Origin of the sequence: Agromyces sp. LHK192 (assembly GCF_004006235.1) — a bacterium.
Taxonomy (GTDB): domain Bacteria; phylum Actinomycetota; class Actinomycetes; order Actinomycetales; family Microbacteriaceae; genus Agromyces.
In genome coordinates this window covers 1,041,723-1,064,523 of sequence record NZ_CP034753.1, presented here as the reverse complement: position 1 = coordinate 1,064,523, position 22,801 = coordinate 1,041,723, and the positions used below count along the sequence as shown (strand labels likewise).

The window sequence follows — 22,801 nt, the reverse complement described above, 5'->3', positions numbered from 1 at the left end:
CGGAGGCCGTTGCCCACCGGTGATGCGTCTGCTAGCGGCGCATCTGCTGCGCGCCCGTCGGCGGCACCACGATGCCCTCGAGCTCGCGGATCCATCGGGCCCGCGTCGCCCGGAACTCCGCCCGGCCGGCGAACCGGTACCGGTACGCCGACGCGCGGACGTACGCCGGCCGCTCCCCCGCGAACGGGTCGTGTGCGAGCAGCCGCAGGGTCGGGGCATCCGCGTCCAGCAGGCGTTCGAGGAACCGCGCGAACCACGGTTCGGCCATCCGCCCGAGCGGCAGGAACCACATCAGCCAGTCGAGCCGCAGGTGGTACGGCGCGAACTGCCCCGGGATGCGCCGGACGTCGCCGGGCTTGCCCTTGAACCCGTACTCGCGCCACTCGGCGTCGACGGCGTCGGGGTCGTCGGCGAGGGTCCCCTCGACCACGATCTCGATCCGGCGCCTGGTCACCGTGCCGAACGCGCCGTACGCGTTGCCGAGCATGAACCGGTTGAAGCTCGCGTTCATGAGCTGCCGCTTCGAGAGCAGGTTGCGCAGCGGCCACCAGGCGAGCACGACGAACAGCACGGATGCCGCGCCGACGACGATCGCCCACCACAGCGGCAGCGCCCCCGCGGCGGCCTGGCCGGACACGGCGGCGTGGGGCACTGCGGCGTCCGGCACGGCGGCGTCCGCGAGACCGGCCCACGGCAGCAGCGCGTGCCACGCCGAGTCGCTGATCGCGCCGGCCGCGAGCACGACGGTGATCCAGTTGAGCCAGGCGAAGTTGCCGGTGACGATGAGCCAGAGCTGGGTCAGGACGATCACCCCGGCCGCGATCGACCGGACCGGGCCGGGCACGAAGAGCAGGAACGGCACCGCGAGCTGGGCGACGTGGTTGCCGACGACCTCGACCCGGTGGAACCACGCGGGCAGCAGGTGCGCCTGCCGGCTCAGCGGCCCGGGCATCGGCTGGGTCTCGTGGTGGTACATGAGCGCGGTGAGGTCGCGCCATTCGCGACCGCCGCGGATCTTGATCATGCCCGCGCCGAACTCGAGCCGGAACACGAGCCACCAGATCGCGATGAGCACCGGCCAGGGCGGTGCGTCGTGCACCGACCCGAGGAAGGCCACCGTGAACAGCGCCTCGCACAGCAGCATCTCCCAGCCGAACCCGTAGAAGGTCTGGCCGACGACCACGATCGACAGGTACAGCACCCAGAGCGCGAGGAACACGAGCAGCGGCACGAACGGCGGCCCGAGCTGCGGCAGTCCCACGACGACGGATGCCGCGAGCACGATGCCGACCCAGCACACCGCGACCAGTCTCCGGTCGGTGTAGCGCCACCACCGGAACAGGCTCGGCCCGCGCAGACGCCCGCCGGTCGCGCGCAGCAGCGCCGGCACCGGCAGCAGGCCGTGCTCGCCGAGCAACGGCCGGAACTGGTTCAGCGTCGAGGCGAACGCGACGATCGCGAGCGCGGCGACCCCTCGCTGCAGGATCTCGCGGGCGATCGTGTAGTCGCCGGCGCCGAGCACTGCGAGGAGGTCTGGCATCCGCTCAGAACGTGTGCAGGTACACCCACGGCAGCCGGTCCATCATGAGCCGGTGCCGGTTGCCGTGCGCGTCGGGCGCGTCGTCGGGCACCGCCGGGTGGCCGTGTCCGTCGCCTTCGACGTCGTGCTCGTACTCGGCGTCCTCCTGCCAGAGCAGCGTGGTGCGGTCCGAGGAGGTGAACCGCGACACGTAGGGGCGCACGTCGTTCGCCCGCAGGCCGGCGAGGGCCGCGTCGACGGACGCCGCCTCGCGCAGGCCGTGCAGCGTCACGAAGGTCGGCGGCCACAGCGTGAGGGCGCCCGCGGCGTGGCGGTCGAGCGCGTCGTCGGGGCGCAGCCACTCGACCTCGACGACCTCGGCCGGCGCGGGGCGCAGTTCGCCCTCGGGCGCGCGGACGGCGAAGAACGTGGTGACGAGGTGCTTCGGCGAGCCCGCGGGCGGAGTCCACCGGGAGAAGGGCACCAGGTCGGCCGGATCGACGACGAGGCCGACCTCCTCCTCGGTCTCGCGCACGGCGGTGCGCCGGGCGACGTCGTCGCTCCACGGGTCGCCGCCGTCGAGGTCGCCCGGCTCCACGACACCGCCCGGGAAGACCCATGCGCCGGCGAACGACCCGCCGTCGCGGGGCCGTTCGGCCAGCAGCACCTCGAGGCCGCGCTCGCCGTCGCGCAGCAGCACGACGGTGGCGGCGAACCCACGCTTCGTCGCGGCGGTGAGGGACCCGAGATCGCTGTCCATGTCGATCACCCTAGGTCGACCCGCCGACCTCCGCACCCTCGCGCGTAGGCTGCCCGGTATGGATCCTGCCCCCGACGTGCGGCTCGTGCTCGCCCCGAACCCCGGCCCGATGACCCTCGACGGCACGAACTCGTACGTGCTGCAGGCACCCGGCTCCGAGACGTCGGTCGTCGTCGATCCGGGGCCGCTCGTCGACGCGCACCTGCACGAGCTCGCGGCATCCGATCGCGTGGAGCTGATCCTGCTGACGCATCACCACGTCGACCACACCGCGGCGGCGACCGCGTTCGCCGAGCTGACGGGCGCCCCGATCCGGGCGATCGACCCGGCGTTGTGCCGCGAGGCCGAGCCGCTCGTCGACGGCGAGCGGATCCGGGCGGGCGGGCTCGAGTTCGAGGTGTGGGCCACGCCCGGGCACACGGCGGACTCGATGTGCGTGGTGCTCACGGGCGACGACGGCTCGGCCGCGGTGCTCACCGGTGACACCGTGCTCGGCCGGGGGACGACGATCATCGCGCACCCCGACGGGGCGCTCGGCCCCTACCTCGCCTCGCTCGAGCGGCTGCGCGCCTTCGGCGAGCGCGGCGACGTCACGGTGCTGCCGGGCCACGGACCGGTGCTGCCCGACCTCGCGGCGATCTGCGCCGCGTACCTCGCCCACCGCGAGGAGCGGCTCGGCCAGGTGCGCGAGGCGCTCGACGAGCTCGGCGCGGATGCCTCGGCGGAGGCCGTCACCGACCTCGTGTACGCCGACGTCGACGCCGGGGTGCGGCCGGCCGCCGAGGCATCCGTTCGCGCGCAATTGGAGTACCTGCGCGCGAACTGAGATCGATCAGGCGGCGACGGCGAAGCCGCCGGTCCAGCCGATCTTCTCCTGCACGGCGAGGGTGAGCTGGAGGAAGCCGATCGACTCCAGCTCGCGGGCGCGCTTGAGGGCTCCGGCGTCGATCGCCTGCACGCCGCCGGCGCGCACGACGTCGATGAGGGCCTGCTTGGCCTCGGTGTCGTCTCCCGCGACGAGCACGGTGGTCGCCCCGTCGCCGACGCTCTTCGTGGCGAGCGTCGCGGCGAAGTTCGTGTTGAACGCCTTGAGCACTCGCGACTCCGGCAGGAGTGCCGCGAGCTCGGCGGCCTTCGAGCTGTCGGACGCTGGCACGAGCGAGTCGAAGGTCTCGAAGTCGAGCGGGTTCGTGATGTCGACGACGACCTTGCCGGCGAGGTCGGCACGGCGCGCCTCGGCGATCTCGGGGAGCGCGAAGTGCGGCACCGCCAGCACGACGATGTCGCCCGTGACGGGCTGCGCGAGGTCGCGGCCGATCACCTCGACGCTGTTGCCGCCCGCGGCGACGACGGCGCCGATCGCCTGGCCCATGTTGCCGTTTCCGATGATGCTGACCGTGGTCATGGTGTTCCTCTCCGCGCCGTGCGACGCGATTACTTGTATCGACAACAAACACCCTAGCCGCAATCAGTTGTTGCGTCAACCAATGCGGTAGACTTCCGTCATGACCGACGACACGAAGTGGCTGAGCACCGAGGAATCGGCCGCGTGGGTGCGCCTGGTCGCCGTCGCCGAGCTCCTGCCCGGGGCTCTCGACGCACAGCTGCTGCGCGACGCCGGGCTCACCCACTTCGAGTACGCCGCGCTCATGGCGCTCGCCGAGGCGCCGGCCCGCACCATGCGCATGACCGAGCTCGCCTCGCGCACCAACGCCACGCTGCCGCGACTGTCGCACGTCGCCCGCAGGCTGGAGGAGCGCGGGTTGATCCGGCGCTTCCCCTGCCCCGAAGACCGCCGGGCGACCAACGCGACCGTGACCGAGGCCGGCCTCGAGCTCATCGCCGACGCCGCACCCGGCCACGTCGGCACCGTGCGCGCGAACGTGCTCGACGCGCTCACCCCCGAGCAGCTCGAGCAGCTCTACGTCATCGCCGGCGCGGTGCTCGCGCGCCTCGACCCCGACGAGCGACTGACCGCCACGTCGTGCCAGTTCAGCGAGGGCCCGGTCGCGCGCACGCTCCCTGTCTGACGCCGACCTCGCACCCAGGCTGCGACGCCGCACCGATCGCGCCGCGCAGGCGAACGGGCCGCCCCGCGTGCGCGGAACGGCCCGTTCGGTCCGATGGGTGCGGTCGGCCGGTCAGGCGACCTCGTAGGTGAGGCAGTCGGCCTCCTCGGCGCCCGCACCGATGCGCACCGACGCGGCGGTGCATTCGAGCGAGGAGTTGTGCACGCACTCCGAACGCTGGCAGGCCCCGACGTGCGTGACGACCTTGTCGAGGCCGCCCTTCGGGCCGAGCGGGATGAACGTCGCGCACTCGGCGTCGCCGACCGCGCCGGCGATCGTGACGGCGGCCGCGTGGCAGTGCGAGTGGTCGTTGTAGGAGCATCCGCTCACCGAACATTCGGCGACGGCGGGCAGATCGTCGAGCGTCATGCTCATGGGTGCCTCCCTGGGAACAGGGCCGCTCGTGCGGCTCGCGTACCGGCGATGGTACGCCGACGAGGACGTGGCCGGAAGAGTTGACACGCGCTCTTTCCGCAGGTCAGGCGGTATTTCTGGGTTAGGCTAGCCTTTCCTTGCGCGTCATGAGCGACCGCTGCCGAGGGTGGCCCGCGCCCGAGTTCACGGGCAGGATGGAGCGCATGGACGCCCTCACCGCGCTGGAGGAGATCGCCACCCTCCTCGAACGCGAACTCGCCAATCCCTACAAGGCGAAGGCGTTCCGCAAGGCCGCCGCCGCGATCGAGCCGTTCGCCCCGGACGATCTCGCCGCGCGCATCGCCGACGGTCGGCTCCGGCGCCTCGAGGGCATCGGCGCCACGACGTACGACGTGATCGTCGCGGCTTCGGCGGGCGAGGTGCCGGCGTACCTCGCCGACCTGCGCGCCAAGGTCGGCGGCGGGCAGCGCACCGGCCTCGCCGCCATGCTCAAGGGCGACCTGCACAGCCACTCCGACTGGTCGGACGGCACGACGAGCATCCAGACGATGGCCGAGGGCGCGAAGGGAGTCGGCCTCGAATGGGTCGCCCTCACCGACCACTCCCCCAGCCTCCGCGTCGCGAACGGTCTCTCCGCCGAGCGGCTCGCGTCGCAGCTCGAGATCGTCGAGGCCCTCGACGGCTCGGGCTCGCTCGGCATCAGGCTGCTGCCGGGCATCGAGGTCGACATCCTCGAGGACGGATCGCTCGACCAGTCGCCCGAGATGCTCGACCGGCTCGACGTCGTCGTCGCCAGCGTGCATTCCAAGCTGCGCACCCCGTCTCCGGCCATGACGGAGCGGATGCTCGGCGCGATCGCCGACCGGCACACCAACGTGCTCGGGCACTGCACGGGCCGCCTGATCCGCGGATCGCGCGGCACCCGCCCGCAGTCGACGTTCGACGCCGAGGCGGTCTTCGCCGCGTGCGCCGCGAACGACGTCGCCGTCGAGATCAACTCCCGGCCCGAGCGCGAGGACCCGCCCGACGAACTCATCGCGATCGCGCTGGCGGCAGGATGCCTGTTCAGCATCGACTCCGACGCGCACGCGCCCGGGCACTACGGCTTCCTCGGCCTCGGCGCCGAACGCGCCGAGCGCGCCGGCATCCCGCCCGAGCGAATCGTGACGACGTGGGAGGTCGAACGACTGCTCGAGTGGACGCACCGGAAGCGGTGACCCGGGGAATCAGGCCGGGGCGTTCTCGGGATCGACGGTCTCGATCGTGTCCTCCTCGACGGGGTTGTCGGCGTCGAGGTCGTCGGGCTCGGTCGCCTCGGCGTCCTCCGACAGGTCGCCGGTCGGCGCGAGCCGATCCTCTTCCTCCCAGGGGTTGAGCGGGTCGCTCATGGGGTCCTCCAGACTTCGGATGCCCCGAGCCTCGCGCGATCCGGCGGGCGCGGCAACGCCCTTGACGGGCGGCGTGCGGCGAGGCACCTCGCGCGGCGCCGGCTCAGCCGCGCAGCGTGAGGCTCAGCCGCGCAGCGTGGGCTCAGCCGCGCAGCGCCTCGGCGATCGGCGTCGCACCGGTGTTGAAGCGGATGGTGCGCCCGATGGTGCCGTCGTCGGCCAGCGCGGCCGCCACGACCGCGGCGACGTCGTCGCGCGACACCTCGGTGCCGGCCGATGCATTCGTGTCGATCGCGCCGACCGCCGGGGCATCCGTCAGCTTCGACGGCCCGAGGATCGTCCACCGCAGCGTGGTGGACGCGAGGTGCTCGTCGGCGTCTGCCTTGGCCTCGGCGTAGGTGTGGAACGGATTCGACGACGGGACGTCGCGGTCGGGCGAACCGAAGTAGGAGACCATGACGTACCGCTCGACGCCGGCCTGCTCGGCCGCCTGCATCGATCGGATGGCCGCCTCACGGTCGACCGCGAGCGTGCGCGCGGGATCGCCCCCGCCCGCACCGGCCGACCACACCACGGCGTCCTGCCCTGACAGGAGCCGGGCGAGGGCGTCGACGTCGAGCGGTTCGATGTCGGCGACGATCGGCGTCGCGCCGGCAGCCGAGACGTCGGCGGCGTGGTCGGGATTGCGGATGATGCCGCTCACGTGGTCGCCGCGGTCGGCGAGCAGACGCTCGAGCCGGAGGGCGACCTTGCCGTGAGCACCGATGATCGCGATGCGTGCCATGGCCCAACGCTAGCCCGAAGGGACGCCCGCGGGGCAGAATGGGCGGATCGGTGCAGGTCGCCGAACGGTGCGGGTCGCCGAACGGTGCGGGTCGCCGAACGGTGCGGGTCGAGGAGGGGTCGAGGAGGGGTCGATGACGGTCGAGCAGATGCTCTGGGCGGTACTGGGTGCGATCGGGGTGGTCGGCGGGCTGGGCCTGCTCCTCGCGCTGTGGTCCCTCATCAAGGCGCCCAAGGAGCACTAGGTCGGTGAGGGTCGCCCGATGCCGGTGACGAGCGCCGGCCTGCTGCTCGTGCGGCGCGGCGCCGGGGTGTCGGCCCGTGCGGCCGGCGCGCTCGACGTGTTCATCGCGCACATGGGCGGGCCGTTCTGGGCGCGGAAGACGGATGCCTCGTGGTCGATCCCGAAGGGCGAGTACGACCCCGACGGCGAACCGTCCCTCGACGCGGCCCGACGCGAGTTCGCCGAGGAGATCGGGGTCGAGGCACCGCCGGGCGACGCCGAGGACCTGGGCGAGTTCCGGTACTCGTCGGGCAAGCGGCTGCGCGTGTTCGCGATCGTGGCGCCGGCGTTCGAGGTCGACGAGGTCGCGAGCAACACGTTCGAACTCGAATGGCCGCCGAGATCGGGCCGCACGCAGTCCTTCCCCGAGGTCGACGACGCCCGCTGGGTCGGGCTCGAAGAGGCTCGGCCGATGCTCGTCGCCGGTCAGCGACCGGTGCTCGACGTCGTCGCCGCGCGGTTCGGGCGGTGAGCGCACCGGGTTCTCGACCCGGAGCCGCATCCGCGGTCGGTCACCCGCCCGTCGGCGGCGCGTGCTCGGCGAGCCAGGGCATGAGGGTCGGCATCGCGCGATCCGCGACCAATCCGTGTCCGGTGTCGGGGATCGAGAGGAAGGTCACGTCGGTGCCGAGGGACTGCTGCCGTTCGACGTAGGCCTTCGTCAGGTCGGGGTGCACGAGTGTGTCGGTCGCGCCCTGCGCGACGAAGAGCGGGATCGTGAATCCGTCGGCCCCTGGCGTGTTCCGCGCGAGCAGGCTCGCCCATGGCTCGGTGGTCGCCGGGTCGGACGACACGAAGTTCCCGATCAGCGGCTGCCCCAGGTCGTGCAACTCGCTGTTCTGGCCGAGCAGGCAGAGGTCGGCCATCTTCGGCACCGCCGCGACGGCCTCGGGCGTCAGGATGGTCGACAGTTCGGCGCCGTCGGAACCGGCGTAGACGTCGGCGTAGGCGGTGAACGCGTACGACCCGATGCTCACCCCCGAGATCGTGTCGAGGTCGGCGTCGAGCAGTGCGGTGAGATCGGCGGCCGGGGCCGCGACCGACGCCGCCTGCACCTCGAGTTCGGGTGCGTAGTCGTCGGCGAGGTCCGCCGCCGCGAGCACGGCGTGGCCGCCCTGCGAATGGCCCCACAGCGCGACCCGCTCGGACGCCCCCAGATCGTCGAACTGTTGCACGGCCCGCACGATGTCGAGCATGTTGCGGCCCTCGACGTCGGAGATCAGGTACGAGTCGGGTCCCTCGATGCCCATGCCCGAATAGTCCGTCGCGGCGACGGTGTACCCCGCTGCGATGAGATCTCCGAAGCCTTCGATCAGGTCGAACGGATCGATGCCGTTCGAGGGCGCGCATCGCGGTGCCGTCCCGGTCGTGGGATGCCCCCACGACACGACGGTCCGTCCACCCGCGGGCGCCGGATCGTCGAGCGCCGCGACCACTCCGGAGACCAGCGCGTCGTCGCCGTGCGCATCGAGCGAGTGGTAGACCACCCGGTACGCGACGACGCCGTCGGGTGCGCTGGCGAGCCGCTCGGAGCGGACGACATCGCCGGGATCACCCGACGGCATCGGCGTCGGGAGCGCGTAGAACGGGCCTTCGCCGATCGCCTCCTCGGCACCCTCGATGAGCCGGCGTTCCCACGTGCACGAGCCGAGCGCCCCGATTGCGAACGCCGCGACGGCGATCGCGGCGAGCGCGCGCACCGTCGGAGCCGACAGCCTCCGACCGGCCCGACCAGCGCCGACCCCGACACTTCCGGCCCGCACCCTTCCGCCCACCGCCATCTGATCTCCTCGCCTCCGGTTCTGACAGTCTGCTGCCCACGTCGTCCCGTGTCGATGGCCGCGCGTCCGCCGAATGCGGCAGGATGGCGGCATGGCCGCTGGGGGGACGACCATCGTCGAGATCGCCGACGAGCTGTACGGCCTGCCCGCGAACGAGTTCACCGCCGCGCGCAACGCGAGCGCGAAGCGGCTGCGCGCCGACGACCGCGAGGCGGCCGCGCGCGTGGCGGAGCTGCGGAAGCCGTCGGCCTCGGCCTGGGTGGTGAACCAGTTCGCCCGCCACCGCGCCGACGAGCTCGACGAACTGCTGGCACTGGGCGCCGAGCTTCGCGCCGCCCAGGACGACCTCGACGCGGCCGCCCTGACGGCCCTCGCGCGCGAGCGACGCGCGCTCGTCACGGCGATGGCCCGCGCCGCGGCATCCCTCGCCGAGGAACTGGGCCAGCCGGTGCGCGACGCGACCTTCGACGAGATCGTCGAGACCCTGCAGGCGGCCACGACGGATGCCTCCGCCGCCGCGGCCGTGCGCAGCGGGCGACTCGTTCGGGCGCTCGAGACCATCGGCACCGAGGTCGACCTCGCGGGCGCCGTCAGCGGCGGCGAGGTCGCAGCCTCGGACGCGCCGGCCCGCCGGGACGGCCGAACCGCTCGCGACGATCGCGAGGGCACCGGCGCCGAGGCGGACGGTCGATCGGGCCTCACCGCCGTCGAGCCGGTGCAGGAGGACTCGCGGTTCGCCGCCAGGCGCCAGGCCGAGCGCGAACGCGCCGAGCGCGCGGCCGCCGAGGCCGAGTCGCGGGCCGATGCCGCCGAGCAGGCCGAGGCCGAGGCATCCGATCGGCTCGCCGAGGCCAGGTCGGCCGTCGACGACGCGTCCCGCGTGCGCGACGACCTCGAGCGGCGCATCCGCGATCTCGAGACGCAGCTCGCCGCCGCCGAACGCGTGCACGCCGAAGCTCAGCGCGCGGTGCGGCCGCTCGAACGCGAGCACGACCGCGCGACACGCGCCGCCGAGGAGGCGCGGGCCGCGGCGGACGAGCTGCGGGACGAGCTCGACGACGAGGCGAACTGACCACGACTCCTCGGCGTGCTGGTTCCGGCCGAGGGGACTCGTCGAGCGGGTGTGCTCTCCGGCCCCACGATCGCTGCTCGTGGCGGCTCTCGTCTGCGTGTGCAAGGATCACACCACTTGCAATGCAGATCACACAACAGCATCCGTTTCAATTGATCGAACTGATCAATCGAGGACGTGCCGCCCGACGAGGAGTGAACAGATGAGCCAACTCGACGAGACCGACCGCCGCATCCTGCTCGCGCTCGACGACGATCCGCGCCTACCGGTGGCGATCCTGGCGCAGCGCCTGTCGCTCGCGCGGGGCACGGTGCACGCCCGGCTGGACCGGCTTTCGCGCGCCGGGATCCTGCGGGCCAACAGCACCCGCGTGACACCGCAGTCGCTCGGCCGCGGGGTGGCGGCATCCATCCGGGTGGAACTCGACCAGCACCTGATCGGCGAAGCGATCGAGGCCCTGCGCGGAGTTCCCGAAGTGCTCGAGTGCTTCGCCCCCGCCGGCGACACCGACCTGCTCCTGCGGGTCGTGGCCAAGAGCCCGGACGACCTCTATCGCGTCGCCGAGGTCGTACGGCTCTGCCCGGGCATCCTGCGCACGTCGACGAGCCTGTTCCTGCGGGAGGTCATCCCGTATCGCGTGAGCGAGCTGCTGCGAGCCGGGTGAACGCGACCTCAGCCGACCTCGGCGAGGATCTCGTCGACCCACGCCGGCACGAGCATGCTCGCGAGCCCGTGGCGCACCTCGTCGAACAGCAGCGAGACCTCGCTCTCGACGAGGTTGAGTTCGAGCGTGCGCGCGCCAAACCCGGCCGCGGTGAGCACGAAGCCGGCCGCCGGGTACACGGCGCCCGAGGTGCCGATCGCGACGAACCGGTCGCACGCAGCCAACTCGAGGTCGATGCGGTCCAGGTCGTACGGCATCTCGCCGAACCAGACCACGTCTGGCCGGAGCGAGGCCGTGCCGCAGGCCGGGCAGCCAGCGTCGTCGGCCAGGTCGCGGTCGACCGGGGTGCGCGCGCCGCACGTCTCGCAGAGGGCCGTGTCGAGCCGCCCGTGCATGTGCACCACCCGGGTCGACCCCGCCTGCTCGTGCAGGTCGTCGATGTTCTGCGTGACCACGACCAGGTCGTCGCCGAGCCGGCGTTCGAGCTCGGCGAGCGCGACGTGCGCGGGATTCGGCCGTACCGCGGCGACCGCGCGGCGACGCTCGTCGTAGAAGCGCTGCACCGTGCGAGGGTCGCGCTCGAAGGCCTCGGGTGTCGCGACGTCCTCGACGCGGTGCCCCTCCCAGAGTCCGTCGGCATCGCGGAAGGTCGGCACGCCGCTCTCGGCGGAGATCCCCGCCCCGGTCAGCACCACGATCCGCACTCCCCCATCATGGCCGCTCGCACCTTGCGGCCGCTCGCACAGCCGGGCGTCACACGGTCGGGAGCCACCGGCTCGCGGGGTTACGCTCGAAGCATGCCCCCCGAGTTCCACGCCGACGCCGCGCGCGCCGAAGCACCCGCACTCCACCCCGAGACCCTCGTGGTCACCGCCGGGCGCCCCGGACACGAGCCGGGCGACCCGATGAACGTGCCGATCCACCTCACGTCGACGTACGTCGCGGGCGGCGAGCACGAGTACGGACGCTTCGGCAACCCGTCGTGGACCGCGTTCGAAGAGACCCTCGGTGCGCTCGAGGGCGGCCGCTGCGTCTCGTTCGCCTCGGGGCAGGCGGCGATCTCGGCGGTGCTCGACCTCGTGCCGAACGGCGGCATCGTGGTCGCCCCGCGGCACTCGTACACCGGCACGATCGGGCACTTCGAAGACCGGGTCGCCACCGGGCGCATCGAGATCCGCTGGGTCGACATCACGGACACCGAGGCGGTCATCGCCGCGAGCCGGGGCGCTGCACTCGTCTGGTTCGAGTCGCCCACCAACCCCGCGCTCGAGGTCGGCGACATCGCCGCGATCACCGCAGGCGCCCACGCAGGCGGGGCGCTCGTCGCCGTCGACAACACGTTCGCGACGCCGCTGCGCCAGCGCCCGCTCGCCGACGGCTCCGACATCGTCGTGCATTCGGCGACCAAGTCGATCTCGGGGCACAGCGACCTCGTGATGGGCGCGGTCGTCGCCACCGACGACGCGACGGTCGACGCGATCACGGCACGGCGCACCCTCGTCGGCGGCATCCCGTCGGCGTTCGAGGCGTTCCTCGCGTTGCGGGGCATCCGCACCCTCCCGGTGCGTCTCGATCGCGCCGAGGCGACCGCGCGCACGCTCGTCGAGCGACTCACGGGCCACCCTGCCCTCGCCGAGGTGCGCTACCCCGGCTTCGGCACGATCGTCTCGATCGTGCTCCACGGCGCCGAACCGGCCGACGAACTCGTCACGAAGACCTCCCTGTGGATCCACGCGACAAGCCTCGGCGGCGTGGAATCGACCTTCGAGCGCCGCCGCCGGTGGCCGGCCGAGGCCGAGACGATCCCCGCGGGCCTCGTGCGCCTCTCAGTCGGCCTCGAGCACGCCGACGACCTCGCCGGCGACCTGCTCGCGGCGCTCGACTCGCTCGGCTGAGGCTCGGACTTCGCTAGTCGCCGCGCGCGGCGGCGTGCCCGTCGAAGAGCAGGATGGGCTCGGCGGGGAACGGCGTCGTACGCACCCGGACCCGCTGCACGTCGTCGGCGACGAATCCGGCGGCGGCGAACGCCGGCTCGGGGTCGCGGTCCCAGTGGCATCCGTGGCACACCCGGCGCGTGACCGGCGTCGCGACGCGCTGCACGAGACGCGTGAATGTGCGCGGCGGGGCGATGACGTGATCGACGAACACGATCCGGCCTCCGGGAACGAGCACGCGACGCGCTTCGGCGAGCACCCCCTCGAGGTCGGTCACCGAGCACAGCACGTAGGTGCCCACGACCGCGTCGACCGAGGCATCCGGCAGCGGGATCGACTCGGCGACCGCATCGAGCGGCGCGCGCGGATGCCGCCACTCGCGGGCCCGCGTCGCGAGTTCGGCGCGGCGGGTCGCGTCGGGTTCGAGGCCGATCCACTCGACATCCGGATGCCACGCGCCGAAGTTCGCACCGTCGCCCGCGCCGATCTCGAGCACGCGCCCTCGCACCCTGCCGAGGAGCTCGCGTTCCAGGTCGTCGAGGGCGTCGTCGTCGATGAGCGGGGCGGGCACCGCTCCATGCGACCACCACGCCGGCGCCGGCGTCAAGCCGACGGCCACCTCGTTTCAGGAGAACGGAAGCTGCTCAGGACGGATGCCCCGATTCGGTCCTGATCAGCCTCCGATCTCCTGAATCCAGATCGTCCGAACGGGTGCGGATGAATCGGATGACTCGGATGACTCGGATGAGGTAGATGGCTCGCGATGCGGGTCTGGAGGTCGCGGATGATCTCGCCGACGCGTCCCGCGGCGAGCAGGCCGCTGCCGAGCGGGCCCGCGGTGTCTTCGCCGACCGCGGGCAACCGGCGCACGGCCGCTGCGGTGTCCGGGGTCAGCTGCGCGACCTGCCACGCGAGCTCCGCCGCGGCTGCTGCCGCCGGGTCCAGCGCCGTCGGGTCCGGCGCGGCGGCGTCCGGCTCGGCCGGCCGCTGGGATGCCGCTGCCGCAAGCTCCACCGCCCGCACCGCGTAGGCCGCGGCGCCGAGCGCGTGCGCGCCCATGTGCGCGACCCCGGCAGCCTGTGCAGCGGCGCGGGCGGCGGCGACCGCCGCCGGTGCGCGCACCGTGTTCGCCGCGCGACCCGCGACGAAGCGGCGTCGGATCTCCTCGGCCGCACCCAGTTCGCCTCGCGCAAATGCCCTCGCCCGCGCGATCGCATCCCTCGGTCGCCCGTCGGCCGGCGCCTCGGCCTCGAACAGGTGCAGCACCCGCTCGGCGCAGTCCGCCGCCCAGGCCGCGACCAGGCGACGATCGGGCTCGTCCAACGTCTGGGGCGAGCGGGGGCGCGAGGTCACCGGTCCCTCCTGGCCGCACGGCGCCTCGCCGCCTCGTGCGCGTCGCGGAGCAGGTCGATCACGGCGTCGGCGGTGCGCGGGCCGGGATCCACGACCGAGATCCAGCCCTGTCGTCGTACAGCGGGTGGCGGACGAACACATCGGGCTCGGCCGGGTCCGCGCCGTCCTGCACCAGCCGCGCCGCGGCATCACGGCCGACGTGGACGTTGACACGGAACCGGCCCGGTTCGTCCAGCCGCGACGCCGAGTCATCCGGATAGTCCTTCGTGACGATGGTGCCGTACGGCTGCGTGCGCTCGGGCATCACGCCGTCGGGTGCGTGGAAGAAGAACGCGTCGCCCCACGCGATCTCGGGGAACGGTCCGCCCTCGTCCGGAATCACGACGAGCGCTCCGTCGAACGCGCGGACGGCCGCGACGATCCGATCGATGTCCAGGTTGCGTCGGTTCATGCCTCGATCGTGACATTCGCGTGCTTATGTGGACTCATGCCGATGATCACGGGCGACAACGGGCGGAAGCCTCAAGTCGGCATCTCGACCACCACCTCGGGCCTCGGGCGCGCGGTCGGATACTCGACGCAGCAGGTCCGCGACCTCGAACGCCTCGGCGTGCTGCCCGCGGCCGAGCGCGGCGCGAACGGCTACCGCCGCTACCGGGAGGAGCACCTCGTGGCGCTGCGCGCCTACCGCGCGCTCGCGGCCGCGATCGGGCCCGTGGCCGCCCGACACCTCATGCCCGGACTGCGGTCGGCGCCCGTCGCCGAGGCCGCCGAGCACATCGACGGACTCCACGTCGTGATCGCCGCTGAGCGTGCGCGCGTGCGCCGGGCTCGCATCGGCCTGGATGCCGTGCTCGCCGACACCGGTGCCGACGCACGTTCCGGCGCCGCGTTCGAGGACCGCGATGCGATGTCGATCGGCGAGCTCGCCGGCGCGCTCGGCGTGCGGACCTCCGCGCTGCGCCACTGGGAACGCGAAGGCCTCGTCTCGCCCGGCCGGACGACCGCGACCCGCGCCCGTCGGTACGACGCCCGGGCGATCGCCGAGGCGAGGATCGTCGCCGCACTGCGCGAGGGCGGATACGGCCTGCCGCCGATCGCCCGGGTGCTCGACGACCTGCGCGATCGGGGCCTCACCACGGAGGCTCGGCGCCTCCTCGACGAGCGCCTCGACGCCCTGACCCGACGCAGCGTCGCACTGCTCGAGGCATCCGGAGACCTGCACCGGCTGCTCACGACGTGAGCGCGCGCCCTATCCTGATCCGGTGGTGAAGGAGTTCGCGGCCGGATTCGGCGTCCTCGCGAAGGGGTTCGGGTACTTCCGTCGCGAACCCGGATACCTCGTGCTCGGGCTCGTCCCCGCCGCGATCGCGTTCGTGCTGCTCGTGGCCGCGCTGATCGGCCTCGGACTCGCGCTGCCGGGACTCGTCGACTGGGCGACGCCGTTCGCCGACGGCTGGCAGGAGGCATGGCGCAACCTGTTCCGCATCTCGGTGAGCGTCGTCGCATTCGGCGCGGCCGCGGTGCTCTCGGCGATCGCGTTCACCGCGATCACGCTCGTCATCGGCGATCCGTTCTACGAGCAGATCTGGAGGGCGGTCGAGGAGGACCTCGGCGGCGACGTCCCCGAGACCGGGTCGGGGTTCTGGCGCACGGTCGTCGACGCGCTCGAGCTCATCGCGCTGGGCATCCTGGTCGCGATCGCGGCCGCGCTGCTCGGGCTCATCCCCGTCGTCGGGGGCGTCGTCGGCGCGGTGCTGGGCGTCGTGCTGACGGGCAACCTGCTCGCGCGCGAGCTCATGACCCGCGCGTTCGAATCGCGCGGGATCCCGAGCGCCGAGCGCCGAGCGCTCATCCGCTCGCAGCGGTGGCGTGTGCTCGGATTCGGCGTCGCGACGCAGCTGTGCTTCCTCGTCCCCCTCGGCGCGATCGCGACGATGCCCGCGGCCGTGGCCGGGGCGACCGTGCTCGCGCGACGGCTGCTCGACGGGGCATCCGGTCCAGGGGCCGATGCCGGGCCGGGTGCCGCGCCGGATGCCGGGCCGGGCGCGGCGCCGCCTCCGGCCCCGGCGGCCGATTCGGGGACGCCGGGTCCCTCGGCAGGCTGACGCGCGACGAGTCAGCCCGCGAGTTCGACCGGCGTTCCCGCCGCGCGGGCGTCGAGGTCGATGACGAGCTCGTCGAACGCGACCCCGCCGACGGTGTGGACAAACCATGCCGCCTCGTCGCCGGATGCCGACCCCGGGCGGACCTCCGAGCTCGAGAGGTTGTCGAGCCGCGGGTAGTGCTCGGGGTCGTGGCCCGAGAGCGCGGCGAGGGTGCGGCGGATGAGCGTGCCGTGCGCGACCGCCAGCACTCGGCGGCCGGGGTGCTGCTCGGCGATCGCCGTGAGCACGGCGACGCCGCGGCGGGCGACGTCGGCGTCGGGCTCCATGCCCGGGATGTCGCGCGCCGGCCAGCGCTCGCGGATCTCGGCGACCGGAACGCCCTCGGCGTCGCCGAACTCCTGCTCGATGAGTCCCTCGAACGTGCCGCCGAGCTCGATGCCCAGCTCGTCCGCGAGGATCCCGGCCGTCTCGCGGGCCCGTCCGAGCGGCGAGCTCACGACCAGGTCCCAACCGCCCGCGGCGAGCGCGGCGGCAGCGGTGCGCGCCTGCTCGCGCCCGGTCCGGTTGAGCGGGATGTCGGTGCGACCCTGCATGCGGAGTTCGCGGTTCCAGTCGGTCTGACCATGACGGATGAGGGCGATGACCATCGCTCCAGCCTAGGGCGGGTGGGCTGGGCGGGCGCTGGGTGGGGGTGCTGGTGCGGTGGTGGGGCAGGCGGCGGTGGGGTGACCGGCGCAACTCCGGATGCGCAGAGTTCAGGAGATCCGGGGTCATGTGGGCGGGAGGCGCCCCATGACCCCGGATCTCCTGAATTTCTCGGGATGCCTCGCCGCCCGGCCCGGCTCAGCGCAGCGAGGCGAAGAACGCCCGGATGTCCCCGGCGACGTCGCCGGGCCGCTCGAGCGCGGCGTAGTGGCCGCCCTCCTCGAACCGGCTCCAGTGCACGATGTTCGAGTTGTCGCGCTCGGCGAAGACCTTGATCGTCTGGAAGTCGGCGGCGAACACCGCGACACCCGTCGGCGACGCGTTCACGGCCGGCTGCTCGCCGGCGGCCTCCGCGGCCGCGGCCTCCCGCGCGTTCTCGAGGTACGCCTGGCTCATGCCTGCGGCGGCGTTCTGGAACCAGTTGACGCTGACCTCGGTGAGGAGCTGGTCCATCGTGACGAGCGCCGTGCCGTTGCCGAACGACTCGAACAGCTCGCTGTACGCCAGCAGCCCGATCGGCGAGTCGCTGAGGCCGACGGCGACGGTGTGCGGCCGCGAGGCGTTCATCGTGTTGTACCCGCCGACGGACTGGAACCACTGCATGTGCTCGAGGCCGGCGTAGTCCTGCGGTTCGAGCCGCTCGAACTCGGTCGGGTCGCCCGACGGGAACGAGAACAGCTGCAGCACGTGCAGGCCGATCAGGCCCTCGGGCGCGAGCACGCCGAGGTCCCGCGCGACGAGCGCGCCGTTGTCGGAGCCGTGGACGCCGTACCGCTCGTAGCCGAGCCGCCGCATGAGCGCGTCGTAGGCCGCGGCGACGCGGGCCGTGGTCCAGCCCGACGAGGCGAGCGGCTGCGAGAAGCCGAAGCCCGGGGCATCCGGCACCACGACGTCGAACGCGTCCTCGGCGCGGCCGCCGTACGCGACCGGGTCGACCAGCGGCCCGATGACGTCGAGGTAGTCGACGGCCGATCCCGGGTAGGTGTGCGCGAGCAGCAGCGGGGTCGCGTCCGGGTGCGGGGAGCGCACGTGCATGAAGTGGATCGGCTGGCCGTCGATCTCGGTCATGAAGTGCTCGAACTCGTTGATGCGGGCCTCGGCGGCACGCCAGTCGAACGCCTTCCACGCTTCGACGGCGTCACGGAGGTAGCTGTTCGGGGTGCCGGTCGACCAGTCGTCGCCTGGGGCCGGCTGCGGGAGCCGGGTGCGCGCGAGACGGTCGCGGAGGTCGTCGACGTCGGCCTGGGCGATGTCGACGCGGAACGGGCGGATGTCGGTCACGGTGGCGGTTGCGCTGTTCATGACCCTCACGTTACGGTCGATATAGGAATGCTCAATTCCTATATTCCGAAACTCGTTCGGAGGCCTTCCATGGCGCTCGACACCGCCGCACGTCGGCTCTCGATCCTCGGCCTGCTGCAGTCCCGGCCGGAGTGGTCGGGCCGCGAACTCGCCGAGCGATTCGACGTGACGACCCGCACCGTCCGCAACGACATCGAGGCGCTCCGCGCGCTCGACTACCCGGTGCACGCGACCCGCGGAGCCGCCGGCGCGTATCGGCTGGGCGCGGGCGGGCGGATGCCGCCGCTCATGCTCGACGACGACGAGGCCGTCGCGGTCGCCGTCGGACTGCGCACGGCAGCCGGGCTCGCCGGAGTCGAAGCCGCCGGCCGGCGGGCGCTCGTCAAGCTCGAGCAGGTGCTGCCGGCTCGACTGCGAGCGAGCGTCGATGCGCTCGGCCAGGCCGTCGAGCGCGCTCCCGAGAACACCGGCACGGATGCCCCCGACCCCGAGGTCGACCCCGCGGTGCTCCGGCAGCTCGCAACCGCGATCGGCGATGCCGAACGGGTGCGCTTCGAGTCGGGCGGGCGTGCGTGGGCGGTCGAGCCGTACCGCCTGCTGTCATGGCAGCGGCGCTGGTACCTCGTCGGCCGTATCGCCGAATCGGGCGCGTGGGACGTCTGGCGCGTCGACGGGCTCGAGCCGAAGCCCCCCACCCGGCGCCGGTTCGAACCGGTCGTCGTGGCATCCGACGAACTGACCGCCTTCATGATGCGCCGCGTCGCCACCACCGGGTGGAACGTGCACGCGCGGCTGCGCATCGCGGCATCCGCGCAATCCGTGCTCGACCGTATCAATCCCGCGGTCGGCGCCGTCGAGGCGGTCTCGGCGACCGAGTGCGTGCTCGTCACCGGCGCCGACAGCCTCGACACGATCGCCGCCTACATCGGCATGCTCAACATGGACTTCACGGTGGACTCGCCGGCCGAGCTGGTGCCGTTGCTGCGCACCATCGGCGAGCGGTACCTGCGGGTCGCGGCCGCCGCAGCCGCCGCGGCCGCCCCGGGTGGACACTGAGGAAATCTCCGTGCGCAGCACGGATGCCGGCCGGGGGCCGGGCGAGCACCCTTGGCAGCACGGGACATCCGTGATGCAGAAGGAGAACCAGATGACCGACCTCCAGACCCGAGCGGCGACCACCGGCGTCGACGCCGAGGCCGACCTCGCCCTCAAGGCGAAGCACCGCAGCATGTGGGCGTCCGGGGACTACCCGACGCTCGCCTCCGACCTGATCTGGGACCTCGGGCGCCGCGTCGTCGACGCGGTCGATCCCCGACCCGGCGAGCGCGTGCTCGACATCGCGGCCGGCAGCGGGAACGTCGCGATCCCGGCTGCGCTGCGCGGCGCGACGGTCGTCGCCTCCGACCTCGCGCCAGAGCTGTTCGAGACCGGCAGGCGCCTCGCCACCGAGGCCGGCGCCGAGCTCGAATGGCGCGAGGCCGACGCCGAGGCGCTCCCGTTCGACGACGCGTCGTTCGACGTCGCGACCTCGTGCGTCGGCATCATGTTCGCGCCGCACCACGAGCGCGCCGCCGACGAGCTCGTGCGCGTCGTGCGCCGCGACGGCCGGATCGGCCTGCTCAGCTGGACGCCTGAAGGGTTCATCGGGCAGATGTTCGGCGTCATGAAGCCGTACGCTCCGCCGCCCCCGCCCGGAGCGCAGCCCGCTCCCCGATGGGGCGACGAGGCGCACGTGCGGGAGCTCCTCGGCGACCGCGTCGACGACGTCGTCGCCCGCCGCGACACGATCCTCGTCGATCGCTTCGCGACGGCCGAGGCATTCCGCGACTACTTCAAGACCCACTACGGCCCCACCATCGCGGTCTACTCGCGCATCGCCGACGACCCGGAGCAGGTCGCGGCACTCGACGCCGCGCTGGTCGACAACGCGCGGGCCCACGGCGCCGACGACGGCGTCATGCGGTGGGAGTACCTGCTCCTCACCGCTCGTCGCCGCTGACGGCGACCCACTCGGAAGGAACCCGACATGTACGTCCACGAACACCAGTTCCCGCACCTCGTGCGCTCGCACGAGGACTCGCTGGCCGCCGCCCTCGAGCAGCGACGCGTCGTGCTCGAGCGCCTCGCGGAGGAGCGCGACGCGACCGCCGGCTGGGTCGACGCCGGCGCGGCGCGCGGCATCCGCCAGCACCTGCCCTCGCGGCTCGCCGCGATCCTGGGCCGCATCGCGGCGCGCGATCGCGGAGGGCGCCCCGCCGGCACCGGCGGTGCGGTGCCGGGAGCGCCGCTCGTCGGCGTGCACGCGCGACCGATCGGGTGACGATCGCCCAGATGCCCACCCGGCACACCGGCCCTAGACTGGTCGGCGTGCCGGGTCAGGCATTGACGCCGCGGGAGCGGGCCGTGCTGGCCGCGATCGAGCGGCGGCTGAACAACTCCGAGATCGCCTCGGAGCTGTTCATCTCCGTGCGCACCGTCGAGAGCCACATCGCGTCGCTGCGCCGGAAGCTCGGCGCCGACTCCCGCGCCGGACTCATCGACGCGTCGGCCGAACTGCGGGGCGTCGCGATCCGGGTGCCCGCGACCAGCTTCGTCGGTCGAACCGCCGACCTCGCCGAACTCGGGCGGCGCCTCGATCGGCATCGCCTCGTCACCATCGCCGGCCCCGGCGGCGTGGGCAAGACCCGACTCGCGCTCGAGCACGCGCGCGACGCCGGGGAGCGGGTCCCCGTCGTCGTCGAACTCGAGCACGCCGGCCCCGACGACGTCGCGGCGCGCATCGCCCGGGCGATCGACGTCGAGTCCGCCCGCGGCACCGATCCACTCGAGCGATGCGCGGTCGCGCTCTCGACGCATCCGTACCTGCTCGTGCTCGACAACGTCGACCGCGTCGGCGAGTCCGTCGCCCGTGCCGCCGCCGTGCTGCTCGCCGCCGCCCCCGACCTGCGGATCGTCACGACCTCGCGGACCCCGATCGGCGCACCGGAGGAATCGGTGCTCCAGGTCGGCCCGCTCGACTGCGACGGCCCGGAGGCGCCGGGCGTGCGCATGTTCCTCGACCGGCTCGATCGATGGGGCCGCGATCCGCAGGCCGGCGATCGAGAACTCGCCCAGGAGGTCTGTTCACGGCTCGACGGCCTGCCGCTCGCGATCGAGCTCGCGGCGTCGGTCGCCCGTCACCTCTCGCTCGCGGAGCTCGCGGCTCGCCTGGATCGGGACTTCACGACCCTCGACCGCGCGACGCCGTCGGGCCGGCACCGCACGCTGGAGACGGCGTTCGAATGGACCTGGGACCTGCTGGACGACGACTCGCGGGACATCCTCTGCCGTCTCGCGGCGCTGCCTCGCACGTTCGACGTCGACCTCGCGACGGCGGCGACCCGGCCCGGCACCGAGGGAACCCTCCTGCGACTGGTCGACCACTCCCTCATCGTGCCGATGGGCGGCAGCCCTGCCCGGTTCCGCCTGCTCGCCGTCATGCGGGAGTTCGTGCGCGCCCGAACCGAGCCCGCCGTCATCCGCGAGGTGCTCGAACGGCACGCCCGGTACCACACGGAGATCGCCGAGGTCTTCGTCGGACGAGCCCGGACCGACGACAGCGAGGAGGCGCTGCAGATGTCGGCGCGGCTCTGCCCCGAGGTCAACGCAGCCCTGCGCTGGGCGCTCGCCGCCGAGCATGCGACCGCGCTGCCCCTCGCGGCTGCGCTGTCGGTCGGCATCGAGCAGTACGGATCCGATGTCGACAGCGTCCACTCGATCGCGCTGGCCGCCCGCAGTCCCCGGTTGCGCGCGGAGGCGAGCGCCGAGGACCTGCTCGCCATGGGCGTCGCGCTCTCCTACCTCGACGTGCCGCTCGTCGAGGAACTCGCCGAGCTGGCACTGCTGCTCGTCGCCGACGCCGCGACCGAACCCGGCGGCGACCGGATGCGGATGGCCGCCGAGCACCTCGCAGGCGTCGCGGGCGCCTATCGCGACGACGGCGAGCGCACGCTCGCCCACCTCGATGCCGCCGAGCGACTCGCGCTCGAGATCGGCGACGGATGGAGCCTCGCGGCGGTCCGCCAGATGCGCGGCATCGCCCTGCGCGGCGCCGCCCTCGACGACCCGGTGGGAGCGATCGCCCAGTTCTCCGCCGCCATGCACGGCTACGCGGCCGCCGGAGACGCGATGCACGTCAACAACGCCCGCTGCATGATGGCGCGGACCGCGGCCGAGCACGGGATCCGCACCGAGGAGGCCGCGACCTGGGCTGCGGAGTGCGTCGACTACGCCGGCAGGGTCGGCAACCTGCACGAGCTCGCGCACGCCGCGATGGTGCAGCACCTGCTCGCGTCACCCGAACCGGCGCTCGGCGCCGAGGAGCTCACCGAGACGTTCCGCCGGCTCGGCGACGTCCGCTGCCTCACGCAGTCGCTGCTCATCGCGGCCGACGACGGGTCACCGCCATCGGGGCCTGGGTCGGGGCCGGCACGGAGACTCGCGCACCTCGAGGAGGCGCAGCGCCTGGCCCGCGACACCGGCGACCGCACGCAGCAGGCCCGAGCGCTCGCTCGGCTGACGCGCGCGTACCGATCGAGCGGCGACACGGTCCGCGCTCGAACCGCCTTCGGGCAGCTGGCGGCCCTGATCGGCGCCGAACCGGCGGCGCTCGCCGCTCCCGACGGGCTCGAGCTCGTCGATTGAGTCGCGGGACTGCATCGCAGGT

Annotated in this window: 25 protein-coding genes and 1 pseudogene; 13 read left to right on the top strand and 13 right to left on the bottom strand. The window is 73.0% G+C overall.

Features of this window, described 5'->3' with window-relative positions; genetic code table 11:
• Positions 1-31 precede the first annotated feature (31 nt).
• A complete protein-coding gene (locus ELQ40_RS04775) occupies positions 32-1,540 on the bottom strand; it encodes a lipase maturation factor family protein (protein ID WP_127792660.1) in 1,509 nt (502 codons plus the stop codon).
• 4 nt (positions 1,541-1,544) lie between these two features.
• On the bottom strand, positions 1,545-2,279 hold the full coding sequence (locus tag ELQ40_RS04770) for an NUDIX domain-containing protein (protein ID WP_127792659.1): 735 nt from the start codon (positions 2,277-2,279) through the stop codon (positions 1,545-1,547).
• 58 nt (positions 2,280-2,337) lie between these two features.
• Between ELQ40_RS04770 and ELQ40_RS04765 the strand changes: the two genes are divergently transcribed.
• Positions 2,338-3,105, top strand: a complete 768-nt coding sequence (locus ELQ40_RS04765; RefSeq protein ID WP_205649431.1) for an MBL fold metallo-hydrolase — start codon at positions 2,338-2,340, stop codon at positions 3,103-3,105.
• A 6-nt stretch (positions 3,106-3,111) separates the two neighbouring features.
• Here the strand turns inward: ELQ40_RS04765 and ELQ40_RS04760 are convergent, their stop codons facing one another.
• Complete coding sequence (locus tag ELQ40_RS04760) at positions 3,112-3,684, bottom strand: NADPH-dependent F420 reductase (RefSeq protein ID WP_127792657.1); 573 nt, start codon at positions 3,682-3,684, stop codon at positions 3,112-3,114.
• 100 nt (positions 3,685-3,784) lie between these two features.
• Here ELQ40_RS04760 and ELQ40_RS04755 point away from each other — a divergent pair, with 100 nt between their 5' ends.
• On the top strand, positions 3,785-4,309 hold the full coding sequence (locus tag ELQ40_RS04755) for a MarR family winged helix-turn-helix transcriptional regulator (RefSeq protein ID WP_127792656.1): 525 nt from the start codon (positions 3,785-3,787) through the stop codon (positions 4,307-4,309).
• A gap of 111 nt (positions 4,310-4,420) precedes the next feature.
• Here ELQ40_RS04755 and ELQ40_RS04750 read toward each other — a convergent pair whose 3' ends face one another.
• Complete coding sequence (locus ELQ40_RS04750; RefSeq protein ID WP_127792655.1) at positions 4,421-4,723, bottom strand: DUF1540 domain-containing protein; 303 nt, start codon at positions 4,721-4,723, stop codon at positions 4,421-4,423.
• A gap of 203 nt (positions 4,724-4,926) precedes the next feature.
• On the opposite strand from ELQ40_RS04750, the gene ELQ40_RS04745 reads away from it, so the two are divergent.
• The gene (locus ELQ40_RS04745; protein WP_127792654.1) at positions 4,927-5,940 is read left to right on the top strand and encodes a PHP domain-containing protein; all 1,014 of its coding nucleotides are present in this window, start codon (positions 4,927-4,929) and stop codon (positions 5,938-5,940) included.
• A 9-nt stretch (positions 5,941-5,949) separates the two neighbouring features.
• On the opposite strand, the gene ELQ40_RS18730 is transcribed toward ELQ40_RS04745, so the two are convergent.
• On the bottom strand, positions 5,950-6,111 hold the full coding sequence (locus ELQ40_RS18730; RefSeq protein ID WP_164863418.1) for a hypothetical protein: 162 nt from the start codon (positions 6,109-6,111) through the stop codon (positions 5,950-5,952).
• Between the two features lie 142 nt (positions 6,112-6,253).
• Positions 6,254-6,895, bottom strand: a complete 642-nt coding sequence (locus tag ELQ40_RS04740) for an SDR family oxidoreductase (protein WP_127792653.1) — start codon at positions 6,893-6,895, stop codon at positions 6,254-6,256.
• A 262-nt stretch (positions 6,896-7,157) separates the two neighbouring features.
• On the opposite strand from ELQ40_RS04740, the gene ELQ40_RS04735 reads away from it, so the two are divergent.
• The gene (locus ELQ40_RS04735) at positions 7,158-7,649 is read left to right on the top strand and encodes an NUDIX domain-containing protein (RefSeq protein ID WP_127792652.1); all 492 of its coding nucleotides are present in this window, start codon (positions 7,158-7,160) and stop codon (positions 7,647-7,649) included.
• Between the two features lie 40 nt (positions 7,650-7,689).
• On the opposite strand, the gene ELQ40_RS04730 is transcribed toward ELQ40_RS04735, so the two are convergent.
• Positions 7,690-8,877 (bottom strand): S9 family peptidase, encoded by a 1,188-nt coding sequence (locus ELQ40_RS04730; protein WP_205649430.1) that lies wholly within the window; start codon positions 8,875-8,877, stop codon positions 7,690-7,692.
• Positions 8,878-9,049: 172 nt separating this feature from the next.
• Between ELQ40_RS04730 and ELQ40_RS04725 the strand changes: the two genes are divergently transcribed.
• Both ELQ40_RS04725 and ELQ40_RS04720 read left to right on the top strand, forming a co-directional pair.
• On the top strand, positions 9,050-10,030 hold the full coding sequence (locus tag ELQ40_RS04725; protein ID WP_127792650.1) for a hypothetical protein: 981 nt from the start codon (positions 9,050-9,052) through the stop codon (positions 10,028-10,030).
• A 202-nt stretch (positions 10,031-10,232) separates the two neighbouring features.
• Entirely contained in the window at positions 10,233-10,694 is a 462-nt protein-coding gene (locus ELQ40_RS04720; protein ID WP_127792649.1) for an Lrp/AsnC family transcriptional regulator, read from the top strand.
• An 8-nt stretch (positions 10,695-10,702) separates the two neighbouring features.
• Here the strand turns inward: ELQ40_RS04720 and ELQ40_RS04715 are convergent, their stop codons facing one another.
• On the bottom strand, positions 10,703-11,398 hold the full coding sequence (locus ELQ40_RS04715) for an NAD-dependent deacylase (RefSeq protein WP_127792648.1): 696 nt from the start codon (positions 11,396-11,398) through the stop codon (positions 10,703-10,705).
• Between the two features lie 93 nt (positions 11,399-11,491).
• Here ELQ40_RS04715 and ELQ40_RS04710 point away from each other — a divergent pair, with 93 nt between their 5' ends.
• On the top strand, positions 11,492-12,589 hold the full coding sequence (locus tag ELQ40_RS04710; RefSeq protein WP_127792647.1) for a PLP-dependent aspartate aminotransferase family protein: 1,098 nt from the start codon (positions 11,492-11,494) through the stop codon (positions 12,587-12,589).
• A 13-nt stretch (positions 12,590-12,602) separates the two neighbouring features.
• On the opposite strand, the gene ELQ40_RS04705 is transcribed toward ELQ40_RS04710, so the two are convergent.
• From ELQ40_RS04705 to ELQ40_RS04695, 3 genes and pseudogenes are all read right to left on the bottom strand, one after another.
• Positions 12,603-13,199 (bottom strand): class I SAM-dependent methyltransferase, encoded by a 597-nt coding sequence (locus tag ELQ40_RS04705; RefSeq protein WP_164863471.1) that lies wholly within the window; start codon positions 13,197-13,199, stop codon positions 12,603-12,605.
• 32 nt (positions 13,200-13,231) lie between these two features.
• Entirely contained in the window at positions 13,232-13,981 is a 750-nt protein-coding gene (locus ELQ40_RS04700) for a putative immunity protein (protein WP_370296654.1), read from the bottom strand.
• Positions 13,978-14,432: pseudogene (locus ELQ40_RS04695) on the bottom strand (DUF6194 family protein). The gene ELQ40_RS04700 and the pseudogene ELQ40_RS04695 overlap by 4 nt, the downstream one beginning before the upstream one ends.
• Positions 14,433-14,474: 42 nt before the next feature.
• Between ELQ40_RS04695 and ELQ40_RS04690 the strand changes: the two are divergent.
• The gene (locus ELQ40_RS04690) at positions 14,475-15,224 is read left to right on the top strand and encodes a MerR family transcriptional regulator (protein WP_127792645.1); all 750 of its coding nucleotides are present in this window, start codon (positions 14,475-14,477) and stop codon (positions 15,222-15,224) included.
• 22 nt (positions 15,225-15,246) lie between these two features.
• Positions 15,247-16,089, top strand: a complete 843-nt coding sequence (locus tag ELQ40_RS04685; protein WP_240665939.1) for an EI24 domain-containing protein — start codon at positions 15,247-15,249, stop codon at positions 16,087-16,089.
• An 11-nt stretch (positions 16,090-16,100) separates the two neighbouring features.
• Here ELQ40_RS04685 and ELQ40_RS04680 read toward each other — a convergent pair whose 3' ends face one another.
• Positions 16,101-16,736, bottom strand: coding sequence for a histidine phosphatase family protein (locus ELQ40_RS04680; protein WP_127792644.1), 636 nt, complete (start codon positions 16,734-16,736; stop codon positions 16,101-16,103).
• A gap of 196 nt (positions 16,737-16,932) precedes the next feature.
• The gene (locus ELQ40_RS04675; protein ID WP_127792643.1) at positions 16,933-18,096 is read right to left on the bottom strand and encodes an epoxide hydrolase family protein; all 1,164 of its coding nucleotides are present in this window, start codon (positions 18,094-18,096) and stop codon (positions 16,933-16,935) included.
• A 69-nt stretch (positions 18,097-18,165) separates the two neighbouring features.
• Between ELQ40_RS04675 and ELQ40_RS04670 the strand changes: the two genes are divergently transcribed.
• The 4 genes from ELQ40_RS04670 to ELQ40_RS04655 all read left to right on the top strand — a co-directional run bounded on the left by ELQ40_RS04670 (position 18,166) and on the right by ELQ40_RS04655 (position 22,779).
• Positions 18,166-19,152 (top strand): YafY family protein, encoded by a 987-nt coding sequence (locus ELQ40_RS04670; protein WP_127792642.1) that lies wholly within the window; start codon positions 18,166-18,168, stop codon positions 19,150-19,152.
• Between the two features lie 91 nt (positions 19,153-19,243).
• The gene (locus ELQ40_RS04665) at positions 19,244-20,095 is read left to right on the top strand and encodes a class I SAM-dependent methyltransferase (protein WP_127792641.1); all 852 of its coding nucleotides are present in this window, start codon (positions 19,244-19,246) and stop codon (positions 20,093-20,095) included.
• Positions 20,096-20,122: 27 nt separating this feature from the next.
• Positions 20,123-20,416 (top strand): hypothetical protein, encoded by a 294-nt coding sequence (locus ELQ40_RS04660; RefSeq protein ID WP_127792640.1) that lies wholly within the window; start codon positions 20,123-20,125, stop codon positions 20,414-20,416.
• Positions 20,417-20,427: 11 nt separating this feature from the next.
• Positions 20,428-22,779 carry a LuxR C-terminal-related transcriptional regulator gene (locus ELQ40_RS04655; RefSeq protein ID WP_127792639.1) on the top strand — a complete coding sequence of 784 codons (2,352 nt, stop codon included), beginning with the start codon at positions 20,428-20,430 and terminating at the stop codon, positions 22,777-22,779.
• Positions 22,780-22,801 lie beyond the last annotated feature (22 nt).